Origin of the sequence: Sulfurimonas sp. (assembly GCF_029027585.1) — a bacterium.
GTDB lineage: Bacteria > Campylobacterota > Campylobacteria > Campylobacterales > Sulfurimonadaceae > Sulfurimonas.
The window spans coordinates 1,117,384-1,131,597 of sequence record NZ_CP093397.1 but is presented as its reverse complement, the minus strand read 5'-3'; the positions used below and the strand labels follow the sequence as shown (position 1 = coordinate 1,131,597).

The following is a 14,214-nucleotide window of genomic DNA, read 5'->3' as shown; positions in this document are numbered from 1 at the left end:
CTCCCTAAAATTCTATAATGATAAGTATAGCATATAAAATTGATAAGTTTATCTCATAAATTGGTATAATGCGACATGTCTATACTTTTATCTATATTTTATTTTTTTTATTTTGCAATTATTGGTGTGTATATTATATTTTTACCAAAAATATTATCCCTTAGTGGCTACTCTGCTAGTGAGATAGGCATCATTTTTGCGGCTGGACCTCTTGTTAGATTTGTACTTCCTTTCTTTTTTACAAGAGGCTTGAAGCTTGATTTTAGAACCTTTAAAATCGCTCTTGGCTTTATGTTTTTTAGTAGCATCTCTTTTTATTTTTCTCTTGATAATTTTTATAAAATTCTTTTTTCAAATATTGGGCTTGGTATCGGTTTGAGTATAGTTCTTCCCTTTATAGAAGTTATCTCTTTGAGTACTATTGGCAAAGAGAGATATGGAAAGATTCGTCTTTTTGGTTCAGTTGGTTTTGTGCTTGTTGCCCTTGTTTTAGTTAAGTTTTTAAGTAGTGCTGCGGTGGCTTTAAACTATCTTTTAATTTTAACTTTTTTAACTGCTACTGTTGCTTTTGTAATTGGTAAAAATACAGTTGCTACGAAGCAAAAAAAGAAAGAAATAAAAAACGATATAAACTTAATAAAAGATTATAAATTATGGATAGGACTTACTCTTATGCAAGTGAGTTTTGGTGCATTTTATAACTTTTTTACGATTTATGAAACTGACTATGGAGTTAGTTTAGATATGACTATCTATCTTTGGAGCTTTGGAGTTGGAGCTGAGATAATAATGCTTTTTTCTCAAGCTAGATTTTTACGAGGAAATCTACTTTTGATTTTACAAATCACAACTTTTGTAACTTCTATAAGATGGTTCTTACTTTTTTTATTTCCGCAAAATCTAACCATCTTATTTTTATCTCAAACTTTGCACGCTCTTAGTTTTGCACTTTTTCATTCCGCTGCTATTAGCTATTTGTATCATTTGTACAAACATAAATCCTTAGCACAACAGTTTTTTTCAGGAATAACTTATGGTCTGGGTGGTTTTGTAGGAGCATTATATGCTGGGTATATTTACGAACTATACCCAACATATCTTTTTTTAAGTGCAAGTTTCATCGCACTTTTGGCATCTATGTTTCTTTACCTTTTTTCTAGGAAAAATAAAATTATTTATTAATAATCTATAATCAAGTTAGCCGTAAAGGTTGTGTCAGTATTTTTCTTTCCTGTTGGTGGAGAGTTTACATAGTCAGCTTTATAGCTTATACCAGCAGAAAACATATCTGAGATTTTACTAGAAAATGCTGTTTTTGAGTAAGCGAAGTAAACACTAGAGTCTTTAAACTCTGCTCTGTAAGTTAATTCTTGCTCAAACTTTAGGTTAGTTAGTATTTGCCAAGTATAAACACCTTTTGCTCTATACGCGCCATACCTATTTATCATGCCAGCTTTTGTGCTAGCCGTAGGAGTAGCACTTGCATTTGGATAAGATAGGACATTTCCACTTGCGTCATAGTTTGTATCTTCTACATCATCTTCAGAGTAAAGGATACTTCCCTCTAAGTTAAGGTTATGAGCATCTGTTTTGATAGCGAGATATTTTATACCAGGTCCTGTATAGGCTTGATAATCAAAACCAGAAAATTTATCTTGTTTATAACCAATAAGATAAGTGACAGATAGTCTATCTGTAAAAGAGTAGCCATACTCTAATTCAGCAAAGAACTTATTTTTGCTTTCTATATTATTATCTTCTGCATATTGACCATCAAATAAAATGCTAAGGAGATGCTTATCCCAACCTTTTTTAGCTTTAACTTCAAGAGCAAAAGTTTTTGTTTTTGTATTTCCATCTGTTTTTATAAAACCTAACTCAGTACGAGTTATAAGTTTTTCATTTGGTGGAAGTTTTGCCTCAAGTTCTTTTACTTTATCGTTTGCTTCTTTAGCCTCGGCTTTTGCAGCACTTATATCATCTTGTAGTTGATTTGCCATTATTAACGAATTAATAATTAACAGACTTAAAACTATCTTTTTCAAATTTAACCTTCTATTTTATTTGTGTGAACATCCATCTGAGGATAGGGAATTGAGATTCCTTTTTCATCAAAAGTAAGCTTAACTTTTTCAAGCATTTCAAAATATACATCCCAATAATCTTCTGTATTAACCCATGCACGAAATACAAAGTTTACGCTACTATCGCCAAGTTCACTAACAGCTACAAAAGGAGCTGGTTCGCTTAAAACTCTTGTATCATCAATCATAACTTGCATCAAGGTGTCTTTTGCAAGTTTTAAGTCATCATCATATCCGATGCCAAATACATGGTCAACTCTTCTTTGTTTTTTGTTAGAGTAGTTGATAATATTGCCAGCAATTATAGACGAGTTTGGAACTATAATAGTACGATTATCCAGTGGTGCGATTATAGTTGAAAATAGATTTACATCTTCAACTACACCAGTAGCCCCTCCTGCTTCAACATAATCACCAACCTTAAAAGGACGAAAGATGATGATAAGAACAGCAGCTCCAATATTGGCTAAAGAGCCTTGAAGTGCTAAACCAATAGCTAAACCAGCTGCACCAAAAACAGCGATAAATGATGTAGTATTTACGCCTAGCGTATTTAGAGATGCTAGAACAACAACAAGTAACAGGACAAAGTAGATTAAACTCTCGCTAAACTCTATGAGTGTTTGATCAATTTGAGCTTTTTGCATTAACTTTTTACTCAAAGATGTTAGCTTTTTAACAGCCCATCTTCCTATAAGAAAAATTAATATAGCAGCAATTATTTTGAGTCCATATTGACTAACATATATGATAATCATATCTGTGTATTTTGATATTTCCATGTTTTTTCCTAATATTTAATAAATGGAATTATAGCAAAATTTATCGAGATATTGAGTGATTTTGTAGTATTTTTTTAGATGAGGGGAGTCGATTTTATAAATCAAAGGTTTATATTTTAAGTAAGTTTTCCATACTTTTTGACTTGCCTCTTTTTTGCCTCTTTTTTTTAATTCTAAAGAAACAGATGCGTTTATGAAACCTTTTAAAAGCCTCATCTCATTGTCATCTTCAAAGCGTCTAGGAAACCAAATGATTTCTAGTGCTTCATGAGCGTCATAGTATCGCCCTTCTTCAAGACACAACAAAAAATCATCTAGATGCTTAGTCAATACTCTCTCTTGGTTCACTAAAATAGTAACCTTGCATATAGTCAATGTCAAAATCATCTAAAGTATCTAAAATCTCTTTTGTTGAAACAAACTCTGCTACAAGTTTTATATCTAAAGATTTAGCAAATTTAACTATGGCATCTACCACATAGTATTCATCTGAATTTTCGGTAATATTTTTAATCAAAGAGCCATCAATTTTAAGTAAATCTGGTTTCATTTGTAACATATACGAAAAGTTTGAGTAACCTGAACCAAAATCATCTATAGCAAAACGAACACCTTTTGCTTTCATTTTTTTAATAAAAGGAAGTACAAGATCAAAGTTACTTATTTCTTCTGATTCTAAAATCTCAAATATCAGTCTATCTCCAACATCATACCGTTCTAGTTGCTCTTGTATAAACTCAACTGTTTGGTTATTTTGAATATCGTCAATAGAAATGTTTACAGAAAAAACCGCATCTGAGTGGTGAAAAATTTCAAATGTTTTTTTAATCATAATCTCTGTTAGTTTTGAGTATAGTCTGCTCTCTTTTGCTATATTTAAAAACATATAGGGAGAGATAACATTGCCGTTATCAATCATTCTGATTAGACATTCGTATTTTTTGTTTTGTGGATTTTTTACATCTATGATTGGTTGAAAATATGGAACTATATTGTCATTTTCAACCGCATAAATTATTTTTTGTTTCCATAAGATATACTCAGTATGTTTATTCATATTTGGATTTTTTTCATTATAAATCATATAGAGGTATTTTTTGTTTTTGGCTTCATTTAGAGCCAAATCAGCATACTCTATAAGATTTTTTTCATCATCAGAAGCCCCACAAGTAAAAGATATCGTAGTATTTAAACTATGCTTATCACTTTTAAATTCTGTAGATGCTATAAGATGACTTAGGTTTACAACAATACTGTCGATTTGCTTATCTGACAGCTTGGCATTACTTAAAAGTATAAACTCATCAGAGCCGATTCTGTATGGCGACATATCATGTAGAGATGCAAACTCTTTAAGTACCTTTGCAAATCTTTTTAAGATAAAGTTTCCTGCTTGTGTCCCGTAGTAATCATTAATATTTTTAAATGAATTTATGTCAAACAAGAGTAACGAGTTAACTTCATTCTCTTTTATATCTTTATATAGAGATAACCTACTTGATAAACCTGTAAGGTCATCTTTAAAAAGCTTTTCTTCTAAACCTTGATTTAGTTTTTTTATAAAAGATGCCATGCTATTAAAAGAGTTACATAGTTCGCCTAACTCATCATTTGAGCCACATTTGATTTGATAATCAAAGTTTTTATTTTTAAGTCTTTGCGTACCAATGATGATTTTATTTACTCTTCTTGAGATGTTATTTGAGATAAGAATTGCTACATAGATGACGACAAAGATTAAGATAACAGTGATGAAAGACATAAGTCTTATTTGATTTGTTATTGATTTATATATTTTATCTGAAGTAGATTCTATACTCTCTTGTATGTTTGCATATTCTTTTTCTAAAACTGAGGCAAGGTGTTCTTTCGTTTTTATTGCAGCCTTATGAAACTCATTAGTATTTGCTCCCATAGTTATAAGACCAAAACCTTTTTTTGAATTTTTAAATCGTCCCGTGTAGTATGGTATTGGAGCTACTGCTGAAAGTTTCCATATATTACTCCAGTAGTTTAAAAAAGATCCATGTGCTCCATCTTTTGTTACTTCCTTCCAACCTTTACAGATGGGAGCAAAGTTTATATATTTACAATCAATACCAATTTGTCCTATTCTTATCTGCTCTTTATTTGGTTTTTTATCTAAAGATTGCTCAAAAAAGATGGGTTGAGTTTTTAAAAATTTATTTAAATCTTTTTCTTTGTTTTGTTTAAATTTTTTTGCTAAATTTTCATCTATCCATGGAGGAACTACTTCACCAGTTTTAGCATTATAGCCCATGATGAAGTAATCCCTTGGGTGAGAGATAGATAAAAAGTCATTGTCCCACATATAGGCATAGTTTCCACTACTAGCATCTGAAATATCTAAAGAGTTAGAAGATAATGGATCTACAAAATCAGTAAAGTTCATAATATGATGATGGTCAATGGCTAAAGTTAAGTAACCTTGTAAGTTCGAGTTTTTATAAACAGGAGTAACAAATCGAATGATTCCATTAAATTTTTTACCAAGTGGATTTTCTTTCCCCGCGTAACCGTATTTTGTAGGCTCAAATTTTATACCAGCTTTTTTTGCTTTTTCTCTTGTAAAATTCCCTATAACTGGAGAAGCAATATACTCCCCTATAACTTTTGAAATATATATTTCACCTTTTTTAAGCTTTTTTGCTTTTTTAAAATAATCTTCTGCATGTAGATAAGTATTGTTCTTTTTACTTATGTTTTTAAGTTCTTTACTTAGTGTTGAGATTTTATATATTTCTTTTCCATTTGCTTTATAAAAAGAAATTTCTTTATATAAAGGTATGAGTTTCGTTTTTACTTTTTGTTTTTTTATAGTATTAAAATTTTTAAATTTTTTGTTAGTATAAATTTTTGTAGTTTTTAATGAGATATTTTTAGATGAAATCCATTTATGATTTATTTCATCATAAATATAGTCACTCGCTATATAAACGCTTGCTTTTTTTTGATTGTAAAAATTTTGTAAATTTCTTTGATTTATAGTTAAACTTGATAAAAGTAAAATATCAGCATCTCTTTGATATAAAAAACTTGCCACATTTGCGGCAATATTTTTTGTTTTTTCTTCTAGGTTTGATTGAGATTTTTTATTAAGAGCAATCATACTATCGGAGATGACAATATTTGTAGTATTTTTAATAGAATTTTTACTTTGTTTGACTATTTTAATGGAGCTTTTTTTAAGAAGTTTGTCTATTTCCATAAAGCTATAAATGCCCAGGGCAGAGAGTATAGTAAGAGGAAGTACTTTAAAAACAATAAAAACAATTATAAGTTTTTCTTTTATTGTATAGTCATTAAAATTAAACATCAATTATTATAATGAATTGTATATTAAAAAAAACTTATTTATATTTTAGGTACAATTTCATATGGCTAAAAAAAATAAAAAAAGTTCTAAAATAAATCAAAAGATAAGACAGTATTTTGATGATGATCCTTTTGATGTTGGGATTACGCGTGTTAGTTCTCAAACGCTAAGTGAACTGTTCTCAGCTCTTGGTATCTATGATATTGAACATAACAATGAAGTAATGCTTAAAACTGCAAGAATGTTGTGGAGCGAAGCTGATAACAGTTTTCGAGCGGAGATTTTAAACTTTTTTGCAAATGATGGACAGTTTTACAAATCAGATAAACCAAAGCTTGTAAACCTTGAGAGAACTGATAAAATAGAACTTTTTTTACAAGATCTAGATGCTAATACCGATGAAGCAGTTCTTTTAAGAGATGCTTTTAGTGAGATGAGAAGTAAAAAAATAACCATTGTTAAAATGGAGGCAAAACTTAATCACATAAGGTTTGAGCAAAAACGCTTAGGACTTCAAAAGGTTCTTGATGGATTTTTTAACATAGATGATAGATTTGAGTTTAATGCATCTCTTCATTTCGTTGTTTATGAGCAAAGTTTTCATAAGATTCTCACTCTTAGTACAAAACCTTATGATGACCAATATATTCAAGAAACAGATGATGAAATTATCATCGCTAAGATTGAGCAAGATAAACAAAAAGTTTTAAATACAAAACAACAAAGCATAAACACTTTTATAAAAAATCTACCTTCTAAGCATCTATACTTAACACAAAAAGAGATAGTGTCTTCTCTTCGCTCTTCACCACCAAAAACAAAAACAAAATTTGCATTTTTAAAAGAGTCTATCTTGGATTCTATTATAGGAACTCACTTAGATATACTTCAGTTAGAGTTGCATGATGAAGAAGTTTTAATAAGCATACAACATTGCTATTCGCTTCCATTTTCTAATAAAAAACATAATTATATTTTAGAAGTTCACATCGAGTTAGACTCTATATTAAAAGATATATGGCAAGAAAATAAACTTGATTTTACTTGTGTTGTTGAAGAAGCTAGTAAGCACCAAGAAAAAGATTTTTTATTTGCTTTATCGCAGATGCTCCAAGAGTGTGAAAACTACGCAACACTCTTGCACCTAAATACAGAACAACTGCACCAAAAAATCTATCCTTTTTTACTTGAGAGATTGGGAGAAACTTTAAACCTAACTCCTAAAATCATAAAAAAAACTACAAGAGCTTTTATAAGAAGTACGCATGATGAAATCATTAAAAAACAGACTCAAGCACTTTTAGCTAGAACAATTCGTGATTTTAAAAACTTGTTTCCCATCGCAAGAGAGATGAGAAGAAAGCTCACTCTTCATATCGGACCTACAAATAGTGGTAAAACTTATGAGGCTATGAAAAAATTAAAAGATGCAGATACAGGATACTATTTAGCACCCCTAAGACTTTTAGCACTTGAAGGTTACGAAGGCTTAAAGGCAGACAATATAGAAGCCTCACTAATTACAGGAGAAGAACAGCTTTTAAATGAGGACGCAACTCATATAAGCTCAACCATCGAGATGCTAAACTTTGATGTTGATGTTGATGTTTGTGTTATAGATGAAGTTCAGATGATTGATGACCGCGATAGAGGTTGGGCATGGGCAAACGCTATCATAGGTGCACCTGCAAAAGAGCTAATAATGACAGGTTCTGCTAATGTTAAAGAAGCTATTATCGCTTTAGCTGAGTACCTTGGAGAAGAGTTAAAGATAGTAGAGTTTGATAGAAAAAATCCTTTAACTCTTTTAGACATTGCTACAAATCACAGAGATGTAGAAGAAGCAACAGCAATAATTGCTTTTAGTAGAAAAGATGTTTTAAGATTAAAACAAGAGTTCTCAAAAGATTTTAGTGTTAGTGTTGTTTATGGCAATCTTTCCCCTGAAGTTAGACGAGAAGAAGCTAGACGCTTTAGGGAAAAAGAAACTCAGATTTTAATAGCCACAGATGCCATAGCAATGGGAATGAATCTACCTATAAAAACTATTCTTTTTTCAAAAGCTGAGAAGTTTGATGGAGTAAGTCAAAGAAACCTTTTAGTGAGTGAGGTCTTACAAATCTCTGGTCGTGCTGGTCGTTATGGTTTAAATGAAGAGGGTTTTGTAGGGGCATTAAACACAGATGCTCTGCGTGTAGTTAAGAAAAACTTTTTTAAAGAAGCAAAAGAGATTTCTATACCTTTTAAAGTTATGGCGAACTTGGGGCATATACAACTTGTTTGTAGTATTTTAGAAGAGAATTCTCTCTATGAAATTTTAAAATTTTTCGTTGAAAATATGGAGTTTAATGGTCCTTTTCACGCTTCAAACTTAGATGATATGCTTGAAGTGGCTAAAATAGTTGATAGTTTTGATTTGGATATTGCAACTAAATATCATCTTTCGTGTGCGCCACTAACTTTAAAATCTCCATATATCGTGGCATCTTTTGAAAGGTATATTTTAGCATTAGAGAAAAAATTACCTGTTGTTTATGTTATGCCATCTTTGAGTGGAGAGTTTGCTACAACAACTGATGAACTTTTACGAGCAGAAGATATGGTAAAAGAGATTTCTCTTTATCTTTGGCTTAGTTATCGGTTTGATGATTATTTTTTAGATGAGCAAAAAGCACGAAAAGCAAGATATGTTTTAAACTCTTACATAGAAAATTCTCTGCAACAAAGTCATTTTGTGCAAAGATGTAGATTGTGTCAAAAGGCATTGCCAACAAATTCAAAATACTCTATTTGTCAGTCATGCTTTAAGAAAAACTATACCCGTAAGACTTTTAAAAAACCAAGAAGGTCTTAGCTTTTAAACTCATCGATAGTTGATTGTAATGAGTTAGCAATACCAACAAGTCTTACTAAGTCACTCTCAATACTTACGATGCTTGTGTTATTCGCAGTAGAAATAATATCTATTTTACCAATATCTTCGATTATAGTTTTAATATTTGAAGATATTTCAATGGTATCTTTTGCAGATTTGTTAGCAACTGTTGTTGAGCTGAGGATAGCATCTGAAGTAACAGTGATTTTATGATCTACTTCATTTGATATATTTATAAGACTCTCGATATTCTTCGCATTTTCATGCATTTTGTCACTTACATCATTTATAGACTGAACAATAATACTAACACTTGTATCTATTTCTGTTAGACTTTTTTGTGTTCTTTCAGCTAGTTTTCTAACTTCATCAGCAACAACAGCAAAACCTCGTCCATGCTCACCTGCACGGGCAGCTTCTATGGCAGCATTTAATGCAAGAAGGTTAGTTTGTTCTGCTATATCTTTTATAACAGTTAAAACATCTTTAACACTATCGGCGTCATTTTTCAAACTAAGAAGTTCACTTGTTAGCTCATTTTCTATTTCTACAAAAGAGTTTACTTCCGTACTTAGTTGATTAAGAGAATTTCTTGCATTACCTAACTCATCATTTGCATTTTGAATATTTTTTTGAGTTTCTCTTGAATCTTCCATATTATCTTCTAAAAGAGTTTGGATAACTAAACTTCTATCATTTGTTCTTGCAACTATCTCTCTTTCTTGAGCAGTGCTTTCTCGTATAACATGGCTTGATTGTTCAATCTCAGATGCGATAGATGAGTTTTGTTCACCCAAAGATTTTACTTCATTTATAGTTCCTTGAATCATCTCAATAAAGTTGTTTACTTCTTTGGCTGCATCTCCAAACTCATTTCCATTATGGTATGTTAATCTTTTCGTTAAATCTTTATCGCCACCAACAAGCTCGGAAATACGATTTTTAAGGTTTAAAAGAGGAGTGAAAATTTCTTTTGTAAAAAATATACTCGCACCCATAGCAAAGAAAAATGCACCTATTATAAGGGCTATAAGAAGTGTCATTTGCGTAGATTCTATCTCTTCATCATTTTGATTTAGAGATATTACTAAGTCCATCGCACCTAAAACATAACCCTCTTTTACATTGTAGTGACAAGATAAACATTTAGCTTCTGCTAACATTGGACGAATCATTCTGATAGTATGAATGCCATTTTTGTTTGTTTCTATAATCTTGGATTTTTTTGAGTTTATAGCTTCTATGATTAAAGCATCTGTTGTAAAAGACTCATTTGGAGAGTAAACTTCTATAATGGCTTTAGATTTTGCAATATTTAAACTCTCAATACCTTCTATTTTTCTAGCCGCTTTAAAAGCATCTTCAACAATAGCAGTATCACCCATCATCATACTACCTGTCATAGTTTGAAAGATTGATTCACTAAGCATTTTAAGTGATTTTTGAGTTGTTTCTTCTGAAAGTTGTTGTAGAGTAGTTGAGAGATAGTAGGTAATGCTAACCAGACCCACTATGCTTAATGATACAACCGATGCAATTACTTTAGTCTTTACTGTCGTAAACATTTAAAATTCCTATTAATAATTTAATTTAAAATTATATCACAAATATGACACAAACCTAATTTTTATGACGAATATCTTTTTCTTCTCGAATTAATTTACTTAATGTTGAAATAACTTCAGAAGAGGCTTTCTCAGCAGTGTTAAAAAAGGTCATAATATTTTGAGACTGTTGTGCGCATGTTCCATTTTTAACACATGCAACAGCTCTTTTAATCTTGTTATGTACTTCTTTGTAAGGTGCTTGCATTTTAGAAAAACTCGGGTAAGAAGCAAATTTTTGAAGAGTTTGCACTATCTTCACTAATTATAGCACCTTGATATAAAATTTTAATCAGCATAAAGCAAGGACAATGCTCTTTTAACATCACTTTTTGTTATATTTTTTCTTCCTTCACCAAAATATGCTTTTTTCTTTAACTTAGAAAAGTAGTAAGTATCTCCGCCTAGTTTTACTCCAAGCATAAGAGCCATAGCCGTTATAGGGTGACCAGCATTTGGTGAGTCATGTTTTTTTCCATCTTCATAAAAGGCAAAAATATTTTTCTTTTTAGCCACTATCATAATTAAAATAGCAGTAAGTCTTGAAGGAATATAGTTGGCAATATCATCTAAAAGTGCTGCTACTTTCCCATACTTTTCATATTTTTCATTTCTATACCCAACCATGGAGTCCATGGTATTTATTGCTTTATAAATGACAATCCCATCTAAACCAAAAAGAAGTAGATAAAAAAGAGGTGCTATAACTCCATCACTTAAATTTTCAGCGTAAGTTTCAATAGATGCTTTATATATATCACTTTCGCTCATATTTTGTGTATCTCTACTAACTAACATAGAAATGCTTTTCTTTTTGTTTGTACTAACTAAGATTTCTAGGACTGAATCATGTAACATTTTATGTGCTATAAACATAGATGCTAAAATAGATGTAAATCCAATATTTAGAACTATGTTCAAGTTATTTAAAAATGTGCTAATACTTATGGATACAAAACTAACGCAACAAATAACAAATAAAACAAGTAATAAACCTCTAAGTATGCTGTCTTTGTAAAATTTATGTTCAAAAAAACTAATAATAGAGCCAATAATTATGACGGGATGTTTTATAAAACGAAATTCTCCAAAGCGTTTATCAATTAGGTAAGCAAGAAAAGCTATAAAAATATTAATCATATAACTTATTTAAAATAGCATCTATATCTACATATTTATTTATATGAGATGCAAACTCTTTTATGGCTTTTTGTTTTTGTTTTTTAAAATTATAACCTTTATAGTTTTGGTTTATCTCTTTAAAAAATTTAGCTCGTATTTCATCAGAGTCAAAAAGTCCATGAACAAAAGTAGCATAAAGATTTTTTTTACTTTTAAAAAGTTTTTTTGTAACCCCATTGTGAATCTCATATCCATCAACCTTGCAATCAAATAACTGATAGCTTCCTTTTTTTACAATTTTTTTCTTTTTAAAAGTTACTCTACCTTTTAAACGACCAAGCCCATCAACCTTTTTTTCAGATGATTCTATTTGATTGGGGTCTAAAATCTTTTTAAACATCATTTCATAACCGCCACAGATAGCTACTACTTTTTGTTTTTTGTTTTTTAAAATCTTTTCAAAACCATTGTTGATAAGCCAAAGTAAATCATCAACAACTCTCTTACTTCCTGGTAAAACAAGCATGTCACAAGATGAAACCTCACTAACAGATGAGATAAAAGAGAGTTCTATCTCTTCGTCTAAAACTAAAGGCTCAAAATCTGTAAAATTACTAATATGAGGAAGTCTTATAACACCAACTTTTATGATGGATTTTTTTGTGTCTTGAACATAGTTCATGATTGACTCGCTATCTTCAAAACCAAGGTTAAAAGGTTTAAATGGCACAACTCCAAAAACAGGAATTTTAAATCTTTTTTCTATGATTTTTACACCTTCATCAAAAAGGCTCATGTCGCCTTGAAACTTGTTTACAATTACGCCGATGACATTTTTTCTAAGTTTTTTTGGCAAAAGATTATAAACTCCATATATAGATGCAAAAACTCCACCTCTTTGAATATCTGCAACTAAGATAATTTTTGTTTTAAATTCTTCAGCTATATAAATATTTGAGAGGTCTTTATCCATGAGGTTTAATTCAACTGGACTACCAGCTCCTTCAGCAACTATGCACTCATACTTTTTTTGTAAATTTTTAAAAGCTTTTTTGACATGAGGTTGTAGAGTTTTTATATCTCGGTAGTAAGACCAAACATCTTTATTGCCAACACTTTTCCCATTTACAATTATATGAGCTTTTGATTTTCCACCTGACTTTAAAAGAACTGGATTCATATCAGTTGAGGTTTTAAGTCCTATGGATTCGGCTGCAAAATACTGAGGGATTGCTATCTCTCCCCCGCTATCACAAACTTGTGAGTTGTTAGAAACATTTTGAGCCTTAAAGGGAGCGACACTAACTCCTCTGTTGTGAAAAAGATATGTTATAGCAAAGCTAAGAGTTGATTTCCCAGCATCACTACTTGTGCCGAATATACTTAGAGAGTTCATTTATTTTAACTTTTTAGAAGTTGTGTCAATAGTTTTAATGAAGTCTTTTTCTATATTTGAAAGGGAATTCTTAGTTTGTTCTTTATACTTTTCATATTCTATAGTTGCTTTTTTCATAGCTTGGTTATGGCTGATAGTTCCTGCGTGAGTTAGTATATCTTTTCCAGTCATTTTCAAAAAGTCATCAATTCTCTCCAACCAATCTTTCATATACATTGGTATTTGGTTCATTGCTTGTATCTCTGCAACCTCTAAGTAAGCTGTAACCATGCGGTTAAGTATGTTTAACTCATTTTCATTTAAATAATTTTTTGCTGTCTCTATTTCTTTTTTTAGAGGTTTATCACCTTTAAAAGATAAAAGACCCATATTTTCTTTTGAGCTGTCTGCTCTTTGGTAAAGTATCTCAGCAGCTGTATTGCCATGTGCAGCCCAGTGCATTTTATTTTGAATAGTTTGAAAAAATAGTATAGATGCTTCATCTTTTGCATCATAGTCTATGCTTGTTGAGTAGATATCAAGAACTTTTCTCCAAAATATCTTCTCACTACTTCGTATATCTCTAATGCGAGAGAGTAGTTCTTCAAAGTAAGTCCCACCACCTGCCTCTTTTAGAAGTTCATCATTCATAGTAAAACCTTTTACTATGTACTCTTTTAGTCTAGTGGTAGCCCACTGACGAAACTTAGTACCTTGTGGAGAACGAACTCTATATCCAACTGAAATTATCAAGTCTAGATTATAAAAATTTGTATTGTAATTTTTACCATCAGATGCAGTTGTTCGGAGATTCCGAACAACTTGATTTTCTAGGAGTTCTTCATCTTCAAATATTTTTTTTATATGTTCACTAACAGTAGACTTTGACTTTTGAAATAGTTCACAAAGTTGAGATTGAGTAAGCCAAACAGTTTCATCCTCTAAACGAGTTTGAATCTTTGTCTGTCCATCTTCACTTTGGTATATTAGTATGTTTGAGTTGGTCATTCTTCACTTCCCTTGTCTTATTAGTTC

11 protein-coding genes are annotated in these 14,214 nt (G+C 30.8%); 2 read left to right on the top strand and 9 right to left on the bottom strand.

All coding sequences use genetic code 11. The annotated features are described in order from the left end of the window. Window positions 1–75 precede the first annotated feature (75 nt). On the top strand, window positions 76–1,182 hold the full coding sequence (locus tag MOV50_RS05895) for an MFS transporter (protein WP_321779470.1): 1,107 nt from the start codon (window positions 76–78) through the stop codon (window positions 1,180–1,182). On the opposite strand, the gene MOV50_RS05890 is transcribed toward MOV50_RS05895, so the two are convergent. From MOV50_RS05890 to MOV50_RS05875, 4 genes are read right to left on the bottom strand one after another with little or no spacing between them, the layout of a single operon-like run. Beyond that, window positions 1,179–2,045: a DUF481 domain-containing protein gene (locus tag MOV50_RS05890; RefSeq protein WP_321779469.1), complete on the bottom strand. Its 867-nt coding sequence runs from the start codon at window positions 2,043–2,045 to the stop codon at window positions 1,179–1,181. The genes MOV50_RS05895 and MOV50_RS05890 overlap by 4 nt on opposite strands. 2 nt (window positions 2,046–2,047) lie before the next feature. Further along, a complete protein-coding gene (locus MOV50_RS05885) occupies window positions 2,048–2,866 on the bottom strand; it encodes a mechanosensitive ion channel family protein (RefSeq protein ID WP_321779468.1) in 819 nt (272 codons plus the stop codon). 15 nt (window positions 2,867–2,881) lie between these two features. Then, the gene (locus MOV50_RS05880) at window positions 2,882–3,214 is read right to left on the bottom strand and encodes a DUF309 domain-containing protein (protein WP_321779467.1); all 333 of its coding nucleotides are present in this window, start codon (window positions 3,212–3,214) and stop codon (window positions 2,882–2,884) included. After that, complete coding sequence (locus MOV50_RS05875) at window positions 3,189–6,203, bottom strand: EAL domain-containing protein (protein ID WP_321779466.1); 3,015 nt, start codon at window positions 6,201–6,203, stop codon at window positions 3,189–3,191. Before MOV50_RS05875 ends, MOV50_RS05880 begins: the two co-directional genes overlap by 26 nt. Window positions 6,204–6,264: 61 nt before the next feature. Between MOV50_RS05875 and MOV50_RS05870 the strand changes: the two genes are divergently transcribed. Further along, on the top strand, window positions 6,265–9,057 hold the full coding sequence (locus tag MOV50_RS05870; protein WP_321779465.1) for an SUV3 C-terminal domain-containing protein: 2,793 nt from the start codon (window positions 6,265–6,267) through the stop codon (window positions 9,055–9,057). Here MOV50_RS05870 and MOV50_RS05865 read toward each other — a convergent pair. From MOV50_RS05865 to rhuM, 5 genes are read right to left on the bottom strand one after another with little or no spacing between them, the layout of a single operon-like run. Continuing rightward, on the bottom strand, window positions 9,054–10,643 hold the full coding sequence (locus MOV50_RS05865; RefSeq protein WP_321779464.1) for a methyl-accepting chemotaxis protein: 1,590 nt from the start codon (window positions 10,641–10,643) through the stop codon (window positions 9,054–9,056). The two genes, MOV50_RS05870 and MOV50_RS05865, sit on opposite strands and share 4 nt — an antisense overlap. Before the next feature lie 55 nt (window positions 10,644–10,698). Further along, a complete protein-coding gene (locus MOV50_RS05860) occupies window positions 10,699–10,944 on the bottom strand; it encodes a hypothetical protein (RefSeq protein ID WP_321779463.1) in 246 nt (81 codons plus the stop codon). 26 nt (window positions 10,945–10,970) lie between these two features. Then, window positions 10,971–11,822, bottom strand: a complete 852-nt coding sequence (cbiB, locus tag MOV50_RS05855; RefSeq protein ID WP_321779462.1) for an adenosylcobinamide-phosphate synthase CbiB — start codon at window positions 11,820–11,822, stop codon at window positions 10,971–10,973. Next, a complete protein-coding gene (locus MOV50_RS05850) occupies window positions 11,815–13,200 on the bottom strand; it encodes a cobyric acid synthase (RefSeq protein WP_321779461.1) in 1,386 nt (461 codons plus the stop codon). Before MOV50_RS05850 ends, cbiB begins: the two co-directional genes overlap by 8 nt. Continuing rightward, the gene (rhuM, locus tag MOV50_RS05845) at window positions 13,201–14,187 is read right to left on the bottom strand and encodes a RhuM family protein (protein WP_321779460.1); all 987 of its coding nucleotides are present in this window, start codon (window positions 14,185–14,187) and stop codon (window positions 13,201–13,203) included. Window positions 14,188–14,214 lie beyond the last annotated feature (27 nt).